General features: G+C 57.6%; 16 protein-coding genes. 11 read left to right on the top strand and 5 right to left on the bottom strand.

From position 1 onward, the window contains the following. Window positions 1–14 precede the first annotated feature (14 nt). Window positions 15–1,418, bottom strand: a complete 1,404-nt coding sequence (locus GGD66_RS11755) for a glycoside hydrolase family 75 protein (RefSeq protein ID WP_183257815.1) — start codon at window positions 1,416–1,418, stop codon at window positions 15–17. Between the two features lie 766 nt (window positions 1,419–2,184). Here GGD66_RS11755 and GGD66_RS11750 point away from each other — a divergent pair. The 11 genes from GGD66_RS11750 (at window position 2,185) to dpdD (ending at window position 20,610) form a co-directional block, all read left to right on the top strand. Further along, window positions 2,185–2,469 carry a PilZ domain-containing protein gene (locus tag GGD66_RS11750; protein ID WP_183258061.1) on the top strand — a complete coding sequence of 95 codons (285 nt, stop codon included), beginning with the start codon at window positions 2,185–2,187 and terminating at the stop codon, window positions 2,467–2,469. 277 nt (window positions 2,470–2,746) lie between these two features. Next, a complete protein-coding gene (gene dpdE / locus GGD66_RS11745; RefSeq protein ID WP_183257814.1) occupies window positions 2,747–4,936 on the top strand; it encodes a protein DpdE in 2,190 nt (729 codons plus the stop codon). Window positions 4,937–5,332: 396 nt separating this feature from the next. Further along, a complete protein-coding gene (locus GGD66_RS11740; RefSeq protein ID WP_183257813.1) occupies window positions 5,333–6,004 on the top strand; it encodes a hypothetical protein in 672 nt (223 codons plus the stop codon). Continuing rightward, window positions 5,991–8,543: a protein DpdF gene (gene dpdF, locus GGD66_RS11735; RefSeq protein WP_183257812.1), complete on the top strand. Its 2,553-nt coding sequence runs from the start codon at window positions 5,991–5,993 to the stop codon at window positions 8,541–8,543. The genes GGD66_RS11740 and dpdF overlap by 14 nt, the downstream gene beginning before the upstream one ends. A gap of 10 nt (window positions 8,544–8,553) precedes the next feature. Further along, entirely contained in the window at window positions 8,554–9,456 is a 903-nt protein-coding gene (dpdG, locus tag GGD66_RS11730) for a protein DpdG (RefSeq protein ID WP_183257811.1), read from the top strand. Beyond that, a complete protein-coding gene (locus GGD66_RS11725; protein ID WP_183257810.1) occupies window positions 9,453–10,274 on the top strand; it encodes an ATP-binding protein in 822 nt (273 codons plus the stop codon). Before dpdG ends, GGD66_RS11725 begins: the two co-directional genes overlap by 4 nt. Window positions 10,275–10,282: 8 nt before the next feature. Then, window positions 10,283–12,556 carry a protein DpdH gene (gene dpdH, locus GGD66_RS11720; RefSeq protein ID WP_312014111.1) on the top strand — a complete coding sequence of 758 codons (2,274 nt, stop codon included), beginning with the start codon at window positions 10,283–10,285 and terminating at the stop codon, window positions 12,554–12,556. Continuing rightward, a complete protein-coding gene (locus tag GGD66_RS11715) occupies window positions 12,553–13,281 on the top strand; it encodes a hypothetical protein (protein ID WP_183257808.1) in 729 nt (242 codons plus the stop codon). The genes dpdH and GGD66_RS11715 overlap by 4 nt, the downstream gene beginning before the upstream one ends. Then, the gene (gene dpdJ, locus GGD66_RS11710; RefSeq protein WP_183257807.1) at window positions 13,278–17,828 is read left to right on the top strand and encodes a protein DpdJ; all 4,551 of its coding nucleotides are present in this window, start codon (window positions 13,278–13,280) and stop codon (window positions 17,826–17,828) included. The genes GGD66_RS11715 and dpdJ overlap by 4 nt, the downstream gene beginning before the upstream one ends. After that, window positions 17,825–18,364 (top strand): phospholipase D-like domain-containing protein DpdK, encoded by a 540-nt coding sequence (gene dpdK / locus GGD66_RS11705; protein ID WP_183257806.1) that lies wholly within the window; start codon window positions 17,825–17,827, stop codon window positions 18,362–18,364. The genes dpdJ and dpdK overlap by 4 nt, the downstream gene beginning before the upstream one ends. After that, complete coding sequence (gene dpdD, locus GGD66_RS11700) at window positions 18,361–20,610, top strand: protein DpdD (RefSeq protein ID WP_183257805.1); 2,250 nt, start codon at window positions 18,361–18,363, stop codon at window positions 20,608–20,610. The genes dpdK and dpdD overlap by 4 nt, the downstream gene beginning before the upstream one ends. Here the strand turns inward: dpdD and queD are convergent, their stop codons facing one another. The 4 genes from queD to queE form a co-directional block, all read right to left on the bottom strand. Continuing rightward, window positions 20,611–21,036 carry a 6-carboxytetrahydropterin synthase QueD gene (queD, locus tag GGD66_RS11695; protein ID WP_183257804.1) on the bottom strand — a complete coding sequence of 142 codons (426 nt, stop codon included), beginning with the start codon at window positions 21,034–21,036 and terminating at the stop codon, window positions 20,611–20,613. Between the two features lie 61 nt (window positions 21,037–21,097). Then, window positions 21,098–21,805: a 7-cyano-7-deazaguanine synthase QueC gene (gene queC, locus GGD66_RS11690; RefSeq protein WP_183257803.1), complete on the bottom strand. Its 708-nt coding sequence runs from the start codon at window positions 21,803–21,805 to the stop codon at window positions 21,098–21,100. Further along, the gene (locus GGD66_RS11685) at window positions 21,805–22,179 is read right to left on the bottom strand and encodes a 6-carboxytetrahydropterin synthase (RefSeq protein ID WP_183257802.1); all 375 of its coding nucleotides are present in this window, start codon (window positions 22,177–22,179) and stop codon (window positions 21,805–21,807) included. Before GGD66_RS11685 ends, queC begins: the two co-directional genes overlap by 1 nt. Further along, a complete protein-coding gene (gene queE / locus GGD66_RS11680; RefSeq protein ID WP_183257801.1) occupies window positions 22,176–22,808 on the bottom strand; it encodes a 7-carboxy-7-deazaguanine synthase in 633 nt (210 codons plus the stop codon). The genes GGD66_RS11685 and queE overlap by 4 nt, the downstream gene beginning before the upstream one ends. Window position 22,809: the final 1 nt, after the last annotated feature.

Genomic DNA, 22,809 nt, shown 5'->3' with positions numbered 1-22,809 from the left:
CAAGCTTGACAGGTTCATCCGCCCTTGTTGAGGGGGGCCTGGCTGGAGCACGCCCTCAATCTCTTCAGTATGTCACCAGTGCCACCATTCCACTTTTCTAGCTCCGATCTGCCGGCCGTCTGGATCGCTCGGTGGGTGAATTGAGGCCCGACAACATCCAATGTATTTCCGAGAAGCAGGATAGTCACATCCATTTTTCTATCCCAGGAGTTCAGGTCTCGGTTTGATGCGATGGGAATTAAGCTTCCAGTTCTTAGGAGTTGGATCAACGCGACAGATGCTTCCCCGAAGCTTTGGGTCGGTCCAGAGTCGCCGATCACGGCAAAGATCAGCCGTTCCTTCCCGCCTATGACAGCATAGGCGGCGACCAAGTCACCGGGCTTGATTTGACCGAACGGACTTCCCGGTAGGACGAAGAATGGGATGGTCGAGGCATCTAGCCACGATTGAGGTAGACATTCGGGCGGTGCGATTTGATCTGCGTCTTCGATGTCGATGCCTGGCACATTCTGCTTGTGCGTGAGAGACGTCGCAGCAACAAAATAGCCGCCAAAGCGCGATGTTGGTTTGCGAATGCAGGGTAGCTTGTCGGCGGTCGAGGGGATGATGTCGCGCTTGAAGAAGGTCCGGGCTCCGCGTTCTTCGTCATAAAACCCGTAATAAGCAGCCTTCAGGCTCTCCGGCATCGCGCCAAGTTCGATTGGCTTTGCGATTCCATCGCGAATTCGAGGCCAAAGGCCGGGCCAGACCTTCCGGAGGTCTTTGCCTTTCAGTTCTTGTGTGGGGTCGAGCACATGGACGCCCGCATCGCTGAACGTATCAATCGCGCAAGGCCGGTCCGATACGTAGCCACCAGAGGGACCGGGCGAAAGCTTGCATGATTTGTCACCAAAGGGGTCTTCGGGATGGTATGCACGCGGACTCCCGTCTGCATCCACATGCAAGACTGCTGTCCGCGCGATTAAGTATTTGGGCTTGGTGGGAAGGCCCGGCGTTTGTGGATCGAGGAGGATCGCGAACTCGTTCTTTACGGCTCCGCCTTTGCCGACCAGCTTCATTTGGAAGTGCTGCATTCCGCATGCTTGGTCTGTGGGAACGCCGGCGCCAAAAGCTGGGCCACCGCGCCGAGCGACGAAGGCGCTCAAGCTCGGATCGAACGACTTCAATCTAATGGACGGCCAAAAAGTCGCAGACGGAATCTCGTCGGCCTCAGCTATCGCCCTTGCAAGCGATTCTAAATCGGGGGCTTTCGGCTGATGGTCATCCGACGCGAAGAGGGGTTCAATCGCGTGGACAAAGGCCAGCACCATGGCCCCTATTGCCGCCAGTTGCTTCATCAGTGGATGTCCACCAAAATAGACTGTCAAAATGATCGTTTTGGCAATTTTGCTATCGGTCGAGACCTTCGCGGGGACCATTCTAGAGTTTTGAAATTGCATTGCAAGTCCCGCGCAGCCATTAGTTGCTTCTGATGGCCGGAGCCAGACTAATCGTGCTCGGCACGCGATCCATAACCGTGACAAGCCCACGTGCTCTCTAGAGCAACTGTCCTTAAGGACTGAGTGCCAGTCTGAACCTGGTGGAGACCGTCTTCACATCAGTCTTGGAAGCCGTCTCATTTAAAGTCATCAAAGGGCACGGCATTGATGCGGCTGTGCTCTTGTAAGAGCTGAACGACAGCATGCTGCAAAGTCATAGCGTTTTCATGCGATAGGATGCAGAAAATCTTCGGCCAAGCGCCAGAATTCGACGGAAATACGTCGGCAAGGACCGGTATGATCGCAGCAACCTTTTCTGAACGTCGCTTATTTCTGACGAAATCCTCATCTGGTGCGGGCGTTCTGCCGGCATGTCACATTGTGTCTAATGTTGTTCGCGCCAAGGGCCGGCTAGCAAGCCGAAAAATGGAGCGCTCAATCTCGCTGGTTACCTCCTAACACTCCCTTCGCCAATTTTCGACAGTGCTTTTAATTCATCACTCGCCTTGATCCTCCATCAACTCACGATGACAATAATTGCTAGCAGGCGACCGCTGATCGCAGGTCGGTGCCTGCCGCCGGGGTCGTGATTGCCACGTTTTGAGTAGGTCTGGTTTGTGTGCTGCTTCTGGAGAGCTTTTGTTGCTCTCATGGATTGCCTTTTTTAGTTTGCATTTTGAAGGCGCTGCTGTTCGGCGTTGGGCCAATGAGTTGGGACAAGCGAAAAGCTAAGCGCGTTCACTTTGAACATGAATACCGAGCATCTCTTGTGGGGTCTGATGGCGCATGGCAGCGGGATTGCGTTATCCTCGACATTTCTGAAACAGGGGCACGCCTTCGCATAGAGGGATCGCCAGACGTGCTCAAAACGCGAGAGTTCTTCCTGTCGCTTTCCAGGATGGGACTGGTCTTCCGCCGCTGCGAGTTGGTCCGGTTAGACGGTGCGGAAGTTGGCGTGCGGTTTAAGGCGAGCAGGACTGTTCGAGCATGAGCAGCACTCGGTCGGGACAGGCCGGTCCAGCGGCAATACATCCGCGCATCTATGGCCGAAGGCCAATCAACTCATCCACGTGCCCACCGGTCGAACCAGGCCGCGGTTCCGAGCGTCCCAGATGCCTGCGTCGCCACCGCCCGGACTTTGGCCAGACGCTACTGGCAACTGGCTGCCAACCCCGACCTATATGTACGGACTTAGACTTTTGCCGGACTGGCTTAGACCCTCGACTCGCGTATAAGAAACAAAAGGACAAAAGGGGCACGGAGGAATTGTGTTCGTACGTGTTAGGGAGGGCGAGGGGGCATCGCTCGGCATCGGAAAAAAGCTCATTACCAACGGGCAACGCTGCTCGGTCGAGTATTTTGATGCTCCGGTCTCGAAGCCGATCGTCATCGATTTGGACGTCGGCGTTATTGAAGCCGTGACCCTGCCCGAGCAGACTCGCATTTACCATTTTAATGACGTGTTGGGTGCTTGGGAGATCGGCCGCCTTCTCGACGATCATGGCGACAAACAATTTGTCCGGTTCCCGAATGGCATTTCCAGATATCTCAAGGTCTCGGACGTCTTTGTGCGGTGGCGTCGTGCGATCGAGGATCCAACGGCCTTTCTCGGTGCGAAGATCAGCGAAACGCCGAGGTTTGCCGAGGGTCGCAGGAGGTTTGTCCGGACGACGATCGCTCAGCGCGCTGCTGCTATGGGCATGTCGGCGCTCGCCTCGTCCTCGGTGGAGCTTGAAGCGCATCAGATCGAAGTGGTGCGGCGCATTTTGCAAGATCCAGTACAGCGCTATCTACTTGCTGACGAGGTCGGCCTCGGCAAGACGGTCGAAGCTGGGATTTTGATCCGTCAGTGCATCCTCGATGCAGGCGATCGCGCGCTGGTTCTGGTGATCGTGCCTGAAGCGCTCGTTCCACAATGGCGATCAGAGCTCCAGTCGAAGTTCTTCCTAGAGGGCTTTATCGACAGAACAATACATGTCTTGGGGTTCAACGAGAGCGACAGAATACATCCTCTTCTTGGCAAGGCCGCCATGCTCGTAATCGATGAGGCTCACCACCTGACCGGCCATCGTCCAACGATTTATCCGGGTGGCCTGTATGACGACATTGCTGCCGCGGCCCCGAAGATCGAACGTGTTCTCCTGCTCTCGGCCACACCCGCGCTCCATAATGAGCGCGGATTTCTTGAGATGCTTCATCTCCTGGATCCGGACACTTACAAGCTAGCCGATCAGGAGGGATTTCGGCTTCGGGTCGAAAATCGGCAGGCGCTCGCCGGCATCGTCGCGGGTCTCACACCTGGAAACGTTCTTTATCTTGATCATCCGCTCGATTGTTTGGCGGAGATGTTTCCCGAGGACACGTTGCTGCAGGAGCAATCGCGAGCTCTCCGCGCGATCAGCGATAAGATGCCTGCCGAGAATGATCCCGCCTTGATCGAGGCCGTAGGCCGGGTCAGGGCTCATCTCAGCGAGGCGTATCGCCTCCATCGACGAATTCTGCGCCATAGGCGCCGCAGCGTCGCCGGGTTAACGCCTGATCGCTCGGGATTGACGATCGTGAACTATGCGTCTTCCGAAGTGAATCGGTTGTTCGAAGAATTCGAAGACTGGCGCATCGCAGAAGTGAGGAGCGCAGACGGCGCCGAGAGCGATTTGGTCAGCGGGAATCGGTCGCGCGTCTTCAGTGGGATACTGAATCAAATACTTGAGTATGCCCAGAACAGCAGGGGCGCAGTCGAATCGCTTAGGAGAGACGCGCACATCACCTCCCGACCCGAACTCTTTGGACGAGTACTGTTGCGCTTAGGAAGCGACGACTATTTTGAGGCGCGCACCTCGGCACTGGTGGAGAAGTTGCGAGTGCTTCTCGCGCCGAGGCAGCAATTTGTCATCTTCTGTTCGGACGCAAGCACCGCTGATGCACTCGCTTTCGCATTGGCAAATCGGTTGAAAGTCGTGGTCGATCGCCACGATCCGGGCAACGATAACTGGCTGGCCTTCAATCTTGATCCGAGCCGTTCAATTCTGGTCGCCGATCATCGCGCTGAAGAGGGGCTCAACCTCCAAGGTGGTCGCAAGATCGTCGTTCATTACGATTTGCCTCTGAATCCTAACCGGATCGAGCAGCGACTTGGCCGCGCCGATCGCTACGGTTCAGGTGATGCGGTCATGTCGATCGCTCTGAACTGCTGTGACAATCCAATCGAGGGAGCCTGGATTGACTATCTCAATGACGGCCTACGCGTCTTCGACCGTTCCGTCGCGAGCCTGCAATATCTTATCGAAGACACGACTCGTCGCCTCGCGGGATCACTTTTCACGGAAGGTATGGAAGCACTTGTAGATCTCACCGCGCAAAGTGCGGGCAAAGATGGTGTCACCGAGCGCGAGATTCGTAATATCGATGAACAAGATGCCCTGGACGCGCTTGGTGCACCACCAAGCGACATCTTGTAGACGCTGACCGACATCGATGACGATTGGCAGGCGATCGAGAGAGACACCTCGTCTTGTATTGAGGGGACGCTGCAGTTCGCTCGACTACCAGAAACCACAGAGGGCAAAGGTGACGACCTCTTTCGCTGCCGTTACCTTACGTCAAATCGGCACACACTCATTCCGCTCGAGACCTTCTATGAAGGCTGTCAGGCGTCCATCGATCTCTCGCCGGCCGCGCATCTAGCTCGTATGGTGCGGACGGTACCATTTACCTACCGCAGACGAACGGCTCTTAGTAGGCGGGGGCGTGCGATCGCCACGCGCCTGCTACGCTATGGCGACCCTTTCGTCACGGGGATGTGGGAAATAGCGCAAGCGGACGATCGTGGCCGCTCGAGTGGCCTTTGGCGGCTGATGTCGGACTACAGGGGCTCCGGAATCGCTGACGTCTTCTTTCGGTTCGACTTCATCGTGGAGGCTGATGTTGAAGGCTCATGCAATGTTCTCGCTGATGCAGATCGGCTGACGGATGCCTCCGCCGCTTCCATCGTTCGTCGCGGAGACATGCTTCTCCCACCCTTCTTTCAAACCGTCTGGCTTGATCAAGAGCTTAACCCCGTTCAGGATATGGCGACGCTTGAGCAACTTGGTTTAGCCTATCGCCCCGAGGTCGATAAAAAGAGCGAGCGCGACTTCAACCTCAATTCCACGCGTTGGGGACAGATGGGCGAGCTTGACATACCGCAACTGGAGCACTGGGCCGACCTATGCGCCAAGGCTCGCGTATGCGCGGAGGCCTATTTGCGGAGCCTTCCGTCTCTTACCGAGAGCCTCGACAACGCCGTTGGCAATGCCATGGAGGTCGACCGGGCCCGCCTCGGCCAACTGCGCGCCCGTGCCGAACGAGGCGACAGCACCGCAGACAGCTTCGAATGGACGCTCGAACGATCCCTTTCGCAAAGCCTGATCGGCGGCATCCGCGAACCAAGTATTCGCGTCGATGCAATTCTTGCCTGTTTCCTGTCAGGTGACAGGGCAGCCAGCGGCGTCCTTGATGCCGCGCGTGAGCCCAATGCTCACCTTTGATGCACTCTACGATACCCTCGCCGCGTGGCCATCCCGAGCCCTGCCGAGCGGCAATTCGGACGGGGTGTTCGATCGCATTCGCCAGATACTCGAGCGTGCGATCTCTGACGGCGAGCGAATTCAGATGGGGGACCTCATGCCGCTGCTCCGGCATGTGTTGCGCCGCCATTCGATGCAGACGATGACCATGGCTAGGCTACGCGTCCCTTCGACTGGCGAATGGCCGAGGCGCGATCGCTGGGCGGAATTCGGAATTCGCGCGCAAGCCGCCGCGAGCGGCCAGTTCTTGATCGAAGCGCTGCCTTGGTCACCCGCCTGGATGGCTGAGACTGACTCCCCATTGTTCGAGGATGCTTTCGGCGAGGACGACGTGCGGCTCGATTGGCGACGGCCGATCGACCCGTTTCTCGCCGAAGCGAGTGGATTTGGAGCATACGTCTCGCCAGGTCAGCGCGAAGCGGTGCGTAGCGCCTTCCTGCTGCCTTCTGGCGAGACGCTCATCGTCTCACTGCCGACAGGATCGGGAAAAAGCTTAGTTGCACAGGCCCCAGTGCTTGTTCGCGGCCTTGAAGGCGGCCTGACCATTTGCGTCGTGCCGACCACAGCGCTTGTTCTCGATCAAGCGCGTCAGATGGCCGAACTGCTAAAGGCGCGCCATCCCCGACGTGAGATTCCGGCGCTTGCTTGGCATGCCAATCTCACTCCCGACGCGCGTTTGAACATCAAATCGGCAATCCGCGAGGGGCGGCAGGGCATTCTTTATTGCTCACCGGAGGCTATGACAGGCGCGCTGCTACCTGCGCTCTACGATGCCGCGAGAGACGGACTGCTTTCTTACCTCGTCTTGGACGAAGCCCATCTCGTGAGCCAGTGGGGTGACGGCTTCCGGCCCGCCTTCCAGATGCTTGCAGGCGTCCGGCGCGGCTTGCTGAGTGCCTGCGAAGGGCCCGGCTTCCGAACTATCCTCATGTCAGCTACGCTGACTCCCGACACCGTTGAGACCATTGACGCGCTGTTCGGCCCGTCTCACACGATCCAGATGGTGGCCTCCATTCATTTGCGTCCCGAGCCGCAATATTGGGTCCATCGCGAGAATGTCGATGGGATCAAGGACCGTAAGGTCCTTGAGGCAATCCGTCACGCACCACGTCCTTTCATTCTCTACGTGACCAAGCGCGACGATGCGCGTCGGTGGCTCGCGATTTTACGACGTGAAGGCTTTGCGCGGACCGAATGCTTTCATGGCGAGACCGGCGACACCGACCGCCGGCGAATCATCGATCGGTGGTCACGCAACGCAATCGACGGCATCGTCGCTACTTCTGCATTTGGGGTGGGCATCGACAAGCGCGACGTGCGCTCGATCATCCATGCCGCCGTGCCCGAAACCGTCGACCGCTTTTACCAAGAAGTAGGCCGCGGTGGGCGCGATGGCCGGCCCTCGGCATCCATCCTGCTTTATTCAGAAGCTGACCGGGAGATAGCAGACCATTTGAGCGCTCCCGCTCTGATCAGTGAGGAGTTGGCATTCGAACGATGGTCGACGATGTTCGCTCACGCCAAAAGCCTCGACGCCATGGGCCGTCTCCTGGAGCTTGATCTCGATGTCGTGCCCCCAAAACTGCGCCAGCAATCGGACTACAATGCCTCTTGGAATATGCGAACTTTGATCATGATGGCGAGGGCTAAGATGATCGAGTTGGAATCGCGCCCGCCCGAGATGATATCCCGCGCTGAAGATGAGACCGAGGCCGCCTTTGACCTCCGCAATGAGGATCATTGGGCGCGATATTTCAGGCAGACAGTCGTGAGCGTGCTCAAGTCTGGTCACCGCAACAAGTCGGTCTTTGATCAGCAAATTCGCGATGAACGCTCTCGCTCATTCGATGTAGCCGCTTTGAACCGCAAACTTCTCGACGATCTGCTTGGCGGCAAGATCGAAATATCGCATCTGCTCGATCAGCTTTATCGCAACCACACGCCGGGGCGAACTCTGATCGTTTCTACGGCTTGCGGTGGATGCCCGGTGCACCGCGAAGTGGGAAGAAAAGATCTAAATTACACGGAGCCGTTGGCTTATGGCATCGAAAGCGTCGGGCCTTGCAGCATCGGTTTCTTCCGCGAGCAATTCCCACACCTCAATATTGCTGCGCCTATTATTTTGACGGTCCCAGAACCTATGGATTCATCGTCGATGATCAAAATTCTCGGCGATCTCGTTGCGACTTTCGGAGTCCGCGAGATCGCCGCACCCGACGCTTTCAGGACAGCCACCCCTGAACTTGGATCGCTCCACACAAGAGCCAGCGATGGAATGCTGTTCATGCAGTCGGTCGAGGAGGAAGCCTCTCGCCCATCCTCATATAGGTTCCACGCGCCACCCTCTTGTGTGGCGGCTCAGTTCCGCCGCACATCCTTCTCCTTGATCGGCCATTGCATGTCGTATTGGCGCCCGCGTCTACGCCAGATCCGTTGTACGCCGGTCGCAAACTTGCTGAGAGCGGCACCAATGTCCTTTCTTTGGACCAATTCAAGCTAGGGGCGCGAACGTGAGCATACTTAATATGCCGAGCGACGGACTGTTCAACGTCTTGATTTTTCTTACGCGCGCCCTGGTGCGACTCGGTCCGAAGTCCCGAAGCGAACTCCTCAAGGCGTGCGGGGCCGAACTGGATGCGGTGGATCCGAAGCACCTAAGCCAGTCGCTCACGCGGTGGACCGAACTTGGGCTGTTTGCTGTCGACGACGGCGTCATTGCGTTACGTGAACCGTATCGATCGTTGCTCGGCAGGAACGCCGATATCGCAGAGGCGCGGCTACCAAAAGTCGCGCGCGAAATAGCTCTTGCGCCCGACAACAACGCCCGCTTCTGGGAGGCCGAAGAAAATAGGAGCGCGGATTTTAGTCGTGGCCTTTCCTGGATTTTGGCACAAGATGTCTACGCGCTGGACACGAGTTCTCACCAAAGGGTTGCTACGCTGGAGAGCACGCAAGTCGCCGATGACGCCAAGCGCATGCTGCAGAACGACACGCGCTGGAACGGGCTTCGCACCTGGATGCTTTACCTGGGTTTCGCTCGCGGCGGAGCACAGGTTACGATCGATCCGACGGATGCCGTCCGTGACATGCTTCCTGGCATATTCGGAAGAGACGAATCATTGCCGGCGCCTATTTTTGTCGAGCGTACCGCAACCGCGCTGCCTGTAATGGACGGCGGTGCATACCGGTTAAAGATCGAAGAGGTCCTAAAGGATTCGAACTGGACGCGCCCGAGCGAGGGTCATCTGTCGACGGCATTCTCACACGCCATCCAGCGCTTGGACCGAGAAGGTCTCATTGCAGCTGAGAAGAAGAGCGACAGCGAGGAGGGCATCATGCTGACAGGTGTAGATCAGCGGCCCTGGCGCAGCATGACGCATATCCGTCGGATTCAAGCAAAAAAGGGCAAATGATGCTCACGAATTATTGGCCTCAAGCTGCCGCAGTCAATGCTTGCATCAAGAATGAGGCTGAGACCGCAGACATCTCGGTGTTGCTGGCGGTCCATCAACCCTCACCGCTGGTCCAACGCAATGCTGGCACCAATCTTGAGACCCTCGCAACCGAGAAAGACCTGCTCGACGCCTTTCTGACTAACGATGTGCCTGGGGGCGCCCTGATCGTGCCGATAACCGGACCATCCGGTGTCGGTAAGTCGCATATCATCCGCTGGCTTGACGCCCAGTTGCATCGCTCCCCCAAGAGCAAGCAGTTGCATATCATCCGGATTCCGAAGAGCGCTAGTCTGCGTACCGTCGTTGAGTTGATCCTAGCACCGCTTGCCAACGATCCTCGTTATGCCAAACCGAGTGCGGACCTGAACCGCGCGGTAGCTGAGGTCAACGTTAAGGACGCGGTCATCACGTTCCGCGCGCATCTCGAGAACGCGCTCAGCGCCCGGCGCGAACGAATGATCGCCGAACTTCGGGAACACCCGAACCGTACGCATCTCAAGGCGCTGATCGGTCATGCGGAAAAGCTGCCCCGTCTGTTCTCTGATGCGGCGCTCGATCAACATTTCATAACCAACGTTCTAACTCGCATTGTAGCTCGGGCGATTGGCGGTCGCTCCGAGAGCGACGATGAGACGTTGTCTCAATTTGCCGCAGAAGATCTGATGCTGCCACGAGAGATCGATCTCAACCAAGCAGCGAGGCAGGTTCGAGAATACTATCAGGTGCAAATCGCGATTGCGCCGGCCGAGCGCTTGAAGCCAATCGTTGACCCCTGAACGATGCGGTGGACCCAGCGATTGCCAACGTCTTCCAACTGGAGCAGAGCACCGGGGGAATGACGCTTCAGGACATCATCCTGGTGGTTCGCAAGATCCTGTTCGAGGACGGCAAAGATCTCGTGTTGCTGATTGAGGATTTTCAGGCGCTCGCAGGTATACAAGATGTCCTTCTTAAGGTCTGCATTCAGGAGGGGGAATACGAAGGCAAGAAGGTGCGCGCGACGATGCGAACTGCAATCGCTCTCACGGATGGATACCTTGCTTTCCGGGACACGATTCTAACCCGCGCTCAGAGAGAATGGGTCATCGGCAGTCACGCGCAGAGCGATGGGGAAATCAAGGCTGGCGTGATCGAAATGATCGGCGCTTACTTGAATGCCGCGCGCTGGGGCGAACAGGAGTTGCGGCGGCTATTCAAGCAACGCGGCTCCGAGCAGTCGCTAGCCGATTGGATTCCCGTATGGCGTGATGAAGACCTAGGCGAGGAGGGCAGCGAGGCCGTCCCCGCATTCGGCTTCAATACCAAAGGCGTTTCTCTGTTTCCCTTCAATCGGAATGCCATAGAACAACTCGCAGAGCGGCATTTGTCTGAAGGCGCCAGGCTGATTTTCAATCCGCGGCGAGTCATCAATGAGATTCTGCGTCACACGCTGTTGATGCGTCAGTCCTATGAGGCAGGTCAATTTCCGCCCTCGGACTTCCAGGAGTTCCGTCCCAATGCCACCATTGCTAACTGGATTCGCCAGAGCCACCAGGCCGAGCAGACCAGCCGGCGCCTTGCTACCTTGCTGGCAGTCTGGGGTGGAAATCCCGTAGACGTCGCTGCGATCGGTCATATTCCGCCGGCAGTCTTTACGACTTTTAGACTGCCAACACCGGCCGATATTGCCAATATTCCGTTTGTACCTGAGCCGCCTCGAGTCAAAGTACCGGGGTCCAATCCGATTAAACCGTTGGAAACGGAACGTGACGATTGGACAAGTCCGGTTGTCCCAACCGTCGATCCCGAAATGGAGAAATGGCGGACTAGGCTCGAGGCTTGGGCCGCGGGTACACAGTTCCCGCAGAAGGAGGCTAATGATGTTCGTAGCGCTCTCTTCGCGATGATGAAGGACGCGCTGAACTGGCCCAGTCTGCGCATGCGCGAGCCGCATCTACGGGCAAGCTGGATCACAATTCCCAATGCCCGGGGTAACCCGCAATCCGGTAGACAACTCAAGCTGTGCGACGATCATCTCGACGAGAATGGCACGGTTCGTGCGGGAATTCTTGGAGCTATCCGGTTCGCCAAGGAGAAGCGTTGGACTTATCAAGGAGCTGATGACGACTATGTCGCAAGTGCGGCTCTCGTGGATCATCTCCTCTCGCAAATGACGCCGCTAATCGTTGAGGACGCCAAAGCGGAAGCAGCCGCCCTTGCGCGATCACTCGTTACTCAATCGCGCATCGCCGGGCTCGCACCACCTATTCGTCCTTCAGGCGCCGATGCCACGCTCGCGGCTCTGTTTGCAAAGCCGGAGCCAAAGGAAAGGCAAGCCTTCGAAGACAATTGGGACAAGATGCGTGACACGGCACTCGGCTACATCGGTACAAAGTCTGCCCGCGATGTCCTCCAATCCGAGTTGCTGGAGCGCGTCGCAAGCTTCCAGGGTGCCGGCGGCAAGGCCTTTGCGGTTGATATTGCGCGTCTTTTCGACGTCATTACCGAAGACGCAGTTCCGGAGGCTGTCGATCGTCTACCTGATGAAGTCAAGGCCTTCATCCGACCACTTGGTGAGGCTCGGCTTTGGGGACAATTGACGCAAATCGTCGCAAAGTTGCGCGACTTTCGAACTCACATTAACGAGTTCCTCGACGAAAAGTTCGACAAAACAGGTTTCGTTTCGGACCTTCAGGAAATCATCCGATTACTCAGCGCGACAGGAAGCTTCCCGTCCGATTGGCCGACTAACTTGCGTGATTTTGAACGGCGCCTTGTCGAGTTTCAGGCGAGCCCGATCGTTGATCTCGTTACCAAGGCCGCCACAATTGTTGACGAGGCTGATCGCGAGCAAATTCCTAAATTGCTGAACGCGCTTGGCTCTCTCGATCTCGGGCTTATCGGCCGCACCATGGAATTTCTCGCTTCCACCAACACACTCATTGCCGCCGCCGAGAAAAGCGTCGCTCGCGAAGAGGCCGATCGCAGTCAGGCTGACCCGGAGACGCTTTGCCGTGAAATTGGGACCCTGCTCGAAATTGTCGGCGGTTCTGTTCAGACTGCGGAGGCCGCCCAATGACAGCTACGCTGCCGGCTCGGGCGACGGCGCTCCGTGAGCGACTTGCCCGCCTTGATAAGTTGGGTTCAAGCGTTGCCGAAGCAAGTGATCTTGAGGGTTTGCGCGGCGATCTCGCTGGACGAGCTGAGAAGCTGGACACTCACTTAAAGAACCAGGCCAGACTAGTCGATGCGGCTATTGCAGTGCCGCCGCCGGCTTCGTTGCTTGCCGCCCGTAAACGCGCCGCAGGCATCCTTGAGAGATTTCGCGCGCAGCCCAAGGCTTCGACACTTAAGAGAGCGCAGACGTGGAGGTCGATGCTGGATGAAATTGATACCGCATCGCGCGATCTCGCTTCGGCAGTTATAGCCGCTTGGCGGGCATACCGTCAGCAGGTTTTCGCGGGTGACGCCCCGGCAGTCATCAGGTCGCGTCTTGCCCGGACAAGGGCGAACGATGCCGCTTTCAACGAGTATCAGAGGCTGTTTGATCGGCTCAAGGCGGCGTTCGAAACACTGCCTGCTGATCGAGCAGCTATCGACCGCGTCAAAGAATCGGCCGCGGATCTTGAAGCAGTTGGGCAAAACTTTGATTTTGCGGTGCCCGCTGGGGTAAAGCAGTTTCTCGAGTCGGTACTTTCGGTCAGCGGAGCGCCGCTTGCGCTGCTCACGCCTGAAGTTATGAACTGGCTCAAGGAAAACGATAGTTTCGACAATTACCGCGTAAGTGCGACGGGGCGCGGATGACGAGCGATGAGACCATCATCCTTGCGGCGCTCGATCAGATTGAACAGCGAGAGGCGCGCCTCCTCACCTGGGGGCTGGTCGACGGATTCTTGGCGTCTGAGGAAATCACCGACCTCATAGATCCCCTGCTCGACGATCCTCGCTACGTTGATGGGTTGAGCTTCGTTCGCGCCTCCCAAGTGATCGACGTGCTCAAAGCCCGAGCATTGCTGTTCGATATTGGTGAGGCGCCCGACACGCGATACCGCTCGCGTATGGCAGAGGCTGTACGACTGTTTTTTCGCTTGCGACAGCTCTTCCCAAAGCATAGTGGGTTGATCGGATGGCAAAACGCACCCACGCTAGTAGCAGATTTTCGCTTTATCTGGCGCCGCCGTCGGTATCCAAAACGCGCGATCAATGCCTCCGAGGCTTTAGCCACGATCAGCGCGGTAACGTCCGATGGATATGCCCGCCAGGCGATCGCTTCGCTTATTGAGAGCTACGGGGTCAAATTTACGCTTGCTCGGTTTCAGGTCGCCGCTGCCGCACGCATTCTTGGAGGTTTCGAAAGTTCCCGCTCGATCGCGACGCTGGTGAGCGCGGGAACGGGCAGCGGAAAGACACTTGCGTTCTATCTGCCTGCGCTCGCTCGCATCGCTTCCCATATCCAGCGAGACGCGACGACTAGCCGTTGGGTCAAAGTCCTTGCGCTCTATCCGCGAAACGAATTGCTGAAGGACCAATTTGCAGAGGTTTATGCCCAGGCCAGACGGCTCGATGGCTCGCTCGTCGGGCGCGGACTTCGCAAAATTCTGATCGGTACATTCTTTGGAGCGACTCCCTATAGCGCCGCCATCGCCCACGAGGCAAAGGGGTGGCGGTCGCACACAGATGGTATTGTCTGTGAGTATCTGCGTTGTCCCCGCGATGGTTGCGACGGCGAAATGGTTTGGGGCGAAGCTGACCGTCGCGTGGGGACCGAACGCCTGTCTTGTCTCGAATGCGGAAGGGGAATCGAGAGCGACGAAATCATCCTGACGCGCAGCAGGCTTGAGCGGGAAAGCCCCGACATTCTGTTCACGACGACGGAGATGCTTAACCAACGCATGGGAGACGACCGGGTTCGTCATCTGTTTGGGCTCGGCGACCTTTGCCGACGACCGGTCGAGATGATGCTCCTCGACGAAGTCCATACATATTCCGGAGGCTCTGGCGCGCAGGTTGCCTTCTTACTTCGCCGTTGGCGTCACCTGCTCGGCAAACCGGTGAGCCTTGTTGGCCTTTCAGCGACGCTCACCGATGGCGCGCGTTTCTTTGGACGGCTGACAGGTCTAAACGAACATGCCTCCATTGAGATCGCGCCGAGCGCTGGCGATATGATCGCGGAAGGGGCCGAATACCTGATCGCGCTGCGCGGCGATCCGGTTTCGCGCACAGCGCTCCTGTCGACCACGATCCAAGCCGCAATGCTGCTTTCACGTATACTCGATGCGCCCGACACGCTTAAGAGCGAGGGTATTCTCGGCGAACGCCTATTCCTGTTTGCCGACAACATCGACGTCATCAATCGAATGTATTTCGCGATGCTCGACGCAGAAGGCCGGCGGAGCACTGGTGCGGTTGATATGAGACGTCACCCAAACGGTGGTCTTGCTGTTCTTAGAAGGCCCATGTCGAGCCAACAGCGCAAGCTTCATGGGCAGGACTGGGAAGTGCCAGTCGAGATCGGCCATAACCTTCAGCCGAACGATCGCAAGTCCGTTGGACGGGTCATGGCCATGGACCCGGGGGTGGGCAACAATCTCGACATTATCGTCGCCACCGCGTCCCTGGAAGTCGGCTTCAACGATCCGCGCGTCGGCGGCGTGATCCAGCATAAGGCGCCTGTCGACGTCGCCCAGTTTCTGCAGCGAAAAGGTCGCGCTGGCCGATCGCGGCGCATGCGGCCGTGGACTGTCGCGGTTCTATCCGATTACGGTCGCGACCGGATTGCATACCAAGGCTATGACCTTCTATTTGATCCCCAAGTGCCTGTTCGGACGCTTCCGATTGGTAATCGGTATGTCGAGCGGATCCAAGGTGTCTACGTAACGCTTGACTATCTCAGTCAGATGATCGGTTCTGGTACAAGGGGTAGTATTTGGACAAATCTGGTCGGGGCGGCGTCAGCACCGAACCAACGCGAGCGGCAGGCGCGCCTGGCGAGCATAATCCGGCGTTTGCTGATCGACGCTTCCGAGCAGGACCGATATGCGACTTTCATATCTAACGCGTTGCGTCTTGATCGCGACGAGGTGCAATCATTGCTATGGGAACATCCACGGCCGCTGCTCACGCAAGTGTTGCCAACGGCGCTTCGTCGGCTTGAGACCGGGTGGCGTGCCAACGGCCAGGCCGGTGAAGACTACCAGATCCGAAATTCCCCACTTCCCGAATTTGCGCCGGCCAATCTCTTTAGCGATCTGAATCTTCCCGAGGTCGAGATCGTCTTGCCCGGAGTGGGAGGTGTACCCCCGGATCCCGTTACAATGCCGATCGGGCAGGCCATGCGTGAGTTTGCGGCAGGCCGCGTGTCTCGCCGGTTCGGTCTTAGCCATGGACGCGAACGTCACTGGCTGTGCCCGCAACCTGATCAGAATCGCGCCCAAAAATTTGCGCTTGATGCCTGCTTGCGAGCGGATCGGCTTGGCGATTGGTTAATTCAATCATTTGCCGGTCCACAACGTATTCCGGTGTACCGGCCGCGGGTGGTCGCGGTGCAGTTGCCTCCACCCAATATTGTTGATACCTCCAACGCCAGACTGCGCTGGCGGACCCAGATCGTCGCACGTCAATCAGGACTTGTGCTTGAGCCGCCGCAGAGCGGCCATTGGGCTCGCTATGTTGCGGACGTGCGATTCCACACGCACCAGGGCCTCAGTCCGATCGAACTCAGGCGCATGGCGCTCGTTAGCGAGGCCACAATCAACTTCCAAGACGGGACCGCCCTTGTAAAGGAATTCAGTTTCGAAATAGGCGAGGCTCCGGCTGCGCTGGGCTTTAGCTTGACGGTTGATGCCCTGAGCATCAGGCTGCGCTTTCCACAAGCCATGTGGTCTGATCTCGGTGACGAAACGAATATTCGCTACCGGGCAATGCGCACGGCTCGTTTTTACGACCAAGCCTTGCGCGGCGATTACCTCGAGATGGTGGACAGTCCGTTCGCCCGGGAATGGCTGGCGCACCTGCTCCTAGCCTCACTGAGCAACGAGGCAATCGCCAGGTCGATCAGCTTGCAAGCGGCCGCGGCTAATCTGGCCGGAGGCACTGCCGAGCTGAGCCTACAGCAGACGCTCGATATACTCTTTCAATCGGCCGTGGTCGACGACATCAATGCACAAGCCAATGTTCAGGACCGATTGCGGCAGGATCTTGCAGCCCTTCTTGCCGACCCAAGAGTCAATGCAGGCCTATTTGACCTAGCCGCTATTCTATGGACTCCGATCGCCGCCGATTGGGAGCCCTGGCTCCGCGAGCGTTTCACTGCCACGGCGGGAGCGGCCGCCTTTAGCGCGGTCCTAAGCTTGTGCCCAGAGATTGACGGTGATGCTCTGGTCGTCGACATCGACGCGGGGCCTCGGGAGCAGGATGACGTCTTCGCTGCCGAGCCAGGCGCGGAGGTGTGGATCAGCGAACTGGCGCCGGGAGGCAACGGTCACATCGAGGAGGCTCTTCGTCAATATGCGGAGGATCCGCGCCGGTTCTTCAACCTGATGACCGCGGCGCTGCGCGATAACGACTTCTCGCTAAGCGATTTTCAACTTCAGCGGTACCTGGAGACTGTTGTCGAAAATGATACTAACGGCGGCGTGTCGTTGGCCGCGCAGGCCTTTCGCAGTGCCTACGGCGCAGACGAAAGCTACAGGGCCTTCTCCGTGCTACGTCAGTCTCTCGCTGAGCAAGGCTTTGCGACTTTTCATGCGTTCATCGTGGCGCTCGCTAACAGAGTACTCCGGCCGGGGTCGAGTTCTGAGAGCGACGCGTTCGTCCTTGACGCCATACGGCAGTGGAATGCGCAGGAGCAACGCCTGGGCGTCGAACTGGACGCGCGTGTCATCGCCTATCGACTTGCTCGACGGGGTGATATCGATGCCGCGCTCGCCTTTGCAGGTATAGATGCACCGACGATAAGTCCCGACCAATGGCGCTTTGGCGTCATATACGGATTGCTTTGGCCTCGCGGAGCGCAGATTCGGCAATCAGGTCTTAGGCTCTACTCTCCCTACGTCGACCTCCCATTACCCGAACCCCTGTTGCTCAGATCCTATTTTGAAGAAGGTATGTATTCGATCGATGTTAGCGAAGTCGATTGGAAAGAGAGATGCCTTGAACGACTCGCCGACGTGGGTGCCGTGACCTTATCTTGCCCCATGGCGTGTTCAGTCCTTCTCGCTGACGCCTTGAGCTTCATTGCAACCAATCCGGTTCAGGCTAACTATCTATCAGTCTTCGCGCGCGTCCAGGCGGTTCGACGTGTGGCGGATAGCCTTCAGGTCGACCTCGATGTCGCGGAGACGCTTCAATGACCTTCGAGACTCGCCGCATCTTCAAGAGTGCGGTAACCAGTCAGAACCTTATCCGCGAGTTGCTGCAACTGATGTTTCTCGGCGAATTGCTCGCGCCGGATCGCGATAGGGCATGGTTGGTCGGCCCGTGGATCAGCAACGTTGTGCTGTTTGATAATCGCGCCGGAGGCTTTGACGCAGTCAACCCCGATTGGAGTAGCCGCGAAATCCGACTTGTCGAAATTGCTGTGGACTTGATGGCGCGCGGGTCACGTTTAGGCATTGCAACGAGTTTCGACCAGCATAATGACGCACTCATCGCGGCGATCTCCGATGCCGCGGCTGAAGCGGGCCTGAGCGACAAGCTCACGATTGTGCGTCGTCAGCATCTGCATACGAAGGGCGTGCTTCTCAAGCGCGGTCTGTTGTCGGGCTCGATGAATCTGACCTACAACGGGCTTGAACTGAACGACGAGATGGTCATCTACGACACCAGCTTGAAGACCCTCGCTGAAGCGCGGCTGAATTTTGAATCTTATGCCGGGGACGGCGCATGATCGAAGGATTATCTCCCAGCGATCTTGCATGGCTCCGCACGTTTTTTACCGCCCCGAATGGCGTCGATTGGGAGGCTCTTCAAAATGGGTTTGCTCCGGTCGCCATCGCCAATCACATTCGACCATGGCTTCGAAAACTCGCAACTGATCCACGCGCGCCGATTTGCTTGCCCTTCGTTCGTGGGGGTAAAATTGCTGGTTGGTACGCAACAACCCAAACCGCAGAAGGCGGCCTTGAATTGGGCGCAGAACTAAAGGCTTGGCTAGGCCCGACGTATTTAAGCACCTTCGATGTCGTACCGGTCAAATCGAACGACGCAATGGCGAAAGCGATGCGCTGTCTATCCGGCGGCATGGTCTATCGGTTTGCCGGGCCCGATCCTGAGAGCAACGAGAGAATTGCAGCACGGATCGCCGATTATGGCGAAACGCTTAAGCTGCGCCCGCTGACGGTCAGGCAGACTGTTCGCCCGATCGGCAGCATCCGCGCAGATTTCGACCGTGCTCTACTTGCACAGGATGAATCGCGGGCTGAGTTGATGATCGCCGAACTTCGGGGAACCGGGCGGCTCAACGAAGAAAATATGCGCTATCTTGATGTGCGGCTCAAGGCAGGGCTTGGCTATTGGCCACAGATTGCGCGTGATCATTGGCTGGTTTCGACGATGTCGGACCTTGCTTTGCCGCCTCAGGTTCTCGCTGATATTATTGAGGCGCTTTACCGCACCTATATTGAGGAAGTGGAGCCGGGTGGCTCCCTGGCGCAGGTCCTTCAGGCGTTCGAGCTGCACATTGCTGGTCGTTATCCGCGACTGTTCGCGTCCCGTCGCGGCATCCGGACGCCGCGGATCATCAAGGCCTTTCTACTGTACGAGAGTCTGCAAACCCGACCCGACATCAACATCCTCCACAATCTCTCATCTCTTCTCCCGGACACCGACCGAGAAGGTGTCTGGGCGCAGGCGTTGTCGTCAGCATCAGAGGCACCTGCGGATACTGGGATCAGCGAGGCCAATGCTGAGGAGGCATTCGATGACGCGCAGTATGACCGAGCTTTCGAGTTCTTTCTTGCCCTGCCTCTCAGCCGAAAATCGGTCAGTCGGCTTCTCTTCTGTGTCTCTTTCATAGATACTGAAGATGCAAAGAGCCGGTTACTGAGCGTCATCGACGCTGCTCCAGCCATTGTCGGCGATCTCGCTCCCGCCGTTCGGGCCAAGCTGGAGACCCTTCGCTCGAGCAAATCGCAGACCGCAGCGGCCGATGAACGTCCGATTTCTTGGATGCGCTGGGCGAAACAAATCGCTAGCGGCCGTGATCTGGAGGCAGCCGAACTCCAGGCGCGTGATGCCGTGAGCCGCTGGGACATAGCGCCATTCCGTGAGAACGAAAAGCTCTCGAACGCGTTTGCGGAATTGATAGGTGGTGCTAGTGGGGATGCGGCCGTGCTGGTCCGCCGGTCTGTGCCAGATCTAATGGCTGCGTTCTTTTCTGAGGAAAGTACGCCAACGCCTGCTTTGCGTTCCATCGCCAACATTCTGTTTCTCTTCATCGCCATGGAGGAGGTCCTCAGTCGCACAGATCTGGACTTGCTCGCTCAATTGCTCGGCCGCCTTCTCGAAATGGGCCTATCTGACGCGGACTATCAGTCACTCATCGGCGACCTGGAAGATGTGCAACGACGTGTCGGCTCGTATGCGCATCTGCCCTGGAGCCTTGATATTTGCGAAGCATTGGCGATAGCGCCGAGCCCATCGGCATCCGCACGCGAGGCGAGGCTCCGCTTCTTTGTCCAGGTTCTCGCACAGGCGCGCGGTTTCTCCCATAGACTTCGTCCGCAGGATTTACTGCCGATGGAGTTCCTCGCCAAAGACTATGGTATCGAGACAGCAACGCTCGACGCCCTTCGGCGCTCCAGCGAAACTCAAGAAGTAGCCTCTCGGCCGCCCGATCTCGCGGGCAAGACGCTTGGCATCTACACCCTTTCTGAGAGTGCAGGCAGCCGCGCAAAGGATGCGCTCCAACGAATGTTCCCTGGCTGCAGAGTTGAAGTCAATTCAGACTTGGTTTGCACCCCAAGGCTGACAAATCTAGCGAAAGCTTCCGACATGTTCGTCTTCGCTTGGAAAAGCAGCAGTCACCAAGCGTTCTATTGCGTGAAGGATGCCTTACCCAAGGGGGAGCCGATTTGGGCTGTCGGCAAAGGAACGGCAAGCATCTTAAGAGCCGTGTTGGATAATCTAGACTAGTTAGGAGATCTTGACCTCAGCCCAACAGTCGTCGTTCTCATAAACTCTGACGCTTTCACAGCCTGTGATGCGCTGCAAAAACCAAGTTGCAATGATCTCAGCGGTCGGATTTTCAAGGCCTTCGATGTCGTTCAACAACCGGTGATCGACCTTTCTTATGAGTGGCATGATCTCCGCGTCAATTTCAGCGAAGTCCATCACGAAGCCCCGTGCATCCAAGGCTCCAGATATAACCACTTCCACCCGGTAGTTGTGGCCGTGAATGTTCTTGCACTTATGCCCCTCCGGCAAGAGCGGGAGGTGATGGGCTGACTCGAAACGATAAGTTCGCCCAATGCGAGTGACCAATTTGGAAGCCCGTGACTTTGGTTCAGTGCCGGCAGGCGCGCTCGACTCAAGATGGGGAGGCTTGACATGTGTTGTCATCCGAAGTGCTCCTAGATTAGGACGTTGTCAAACTTGCGCCTCAGCTCGCTCAACCGGAGTGCTAATCAACCGGTGACTCAGCGAACTCGTTAAATCCACGTTCTCGTAGCTTGCAGGCCGGACATTCGCCACATCCGCGTCCCCACTCATGCACCGTCGCGATGTCTCCCTGGTAGCAGGTGACGGTGCTCTTGCGAATGAGATCAACAAGAGGGTTTCCCCCCAATCGATGGGCAAGCATCCAAGTCTGCGCCTTGTTTATCCACATTAACGGCGTCTCGAGAACAAAACGGCTTTCCATGCCAAGGTTGAGCGCAACTTGCAGAGCTTTGACCGTGTCGTCGCGACAGTCTGGATAGCCGGAGAAGTCGGTTTCGCACACGCCGGTCACAATATGCTTTAACCCTCGGCGGTAGGCGACGGCCGCAGCTAATGTGAGGAACAAGATGTTCCGGCCGGGAACGAAAGTGTTCGGAAGTCCGGATGCGTCCGCTGCGATCTCGACGTCGCGCGTCAGTGCGGTCTCGCTAATCTCCCCGAGCACGGAAAGATCCAGAACGCGGTCGGTGCCAAGTTTCCTAGCCCAGGAGGGAAACATCGCTTCCAGGCCGCGACGGAAATCATGTCTCGCGTCGAGTTCGGCGCGGTGGCGCTGGCGATAGTCGAAGCCGATCGTCTCTACATGATCATAGCGGTCGAGAGCCCAGGCCAGGCAGGTCGCGGAGTCCTGTCCCCCCGAAAAGAGGACCAAGGCAGAGTTGTCGGGCATCAGGCGGCCTCCCGCTCGAACACGCTGCAGGCGCCGGCGTCGCTGTCGCGGCGGACGGTGACACGCCAAAGGTTGGGACAAATGGGCTTCACCCTACGCCAGATCCAGGCTGCGAGGTTCTCCATGGTGGCAGGACCAAGATCGTTGATCTCGTCCAGGAACCGGTGATCCAAGCCATTGCGCGCTTCCTCGAGACTTCGCTCGAACAAGGACAGATCCATCAGCATTCCCGTGCTCGTGTCGGGTTGTCCGCGCAGAACCACCTCGGCCCGATACGAGTGTCCGTGGATCCTAAGGCTTGGCTCCACGTCGACGGTGCGATGCAGGGTATGTGCCGCGTCGAAACGGAATTCCTTGCTGAGTTCGTAGATCATCGGATGCTCATGTATTTGTGAGTTTGGAGCGAGAGTTTCCACTTCGGTCGTTCTAGGCAGTAGGCGATCGCACTCGCCATGTTGGAATCACGGTGAGGACCATCCATGGGCTGCAGCAGGAAGTACTCAAAAGCGAGGTTCTCGAAAGAGGCGGGATCGACGTTCTTTTGCGGAAACACGAGTTTGAGCTCGTTCCCGGACTTCTGAGCAAGGTTCGTCGTGCCCTTCGGGCTCACGGTGATCCAATCGATGGGCGACCCCACTGGAAGCGTGCCGTTGGTCTCGATTGCGATCTCGAAATCGACCTCATGCAAAGCGGAAACGAGACTGTCATCGACCTGGAGGAGAGGTTCTCCACCCGTCAGAACCACGAAACGCTTGCCGCCCACTCCGGCCCACATACTCTCGATCGCGTTGGCGAGCGCTGCGGCCCCATCGAAGCGACCGCCGCCCAAACCGTCCGTTCCAACAAAGTCTGTGTCGCAGAAGTTGCATGCGGCAGTCACGCGATCAGCTTCGCGTCCGCTCCACAGGTTGCAGCCTGCAAACCGGCAGAACACCGCGGGCCGCCCCGCATGGCGTCCCTCGCCCTGGAGAGAATAGAATATCTCTTTGACGGCGTAGCTCACG

The sequence above is a fragment of the Bradyrhizobium sp. CIR48 genome (assembly GCF_014198315.1).
Lineage (GTDB): Bacteria > Pseudomonadota > Alphaproteobacteria > Rhizobiales > Xanthobacteraceae > Bradyrhizobium.
Note: the sequence above shows the minus strand (reverse complement) of the source record. Positions and strands in the feature narration are given on the sequence as shown.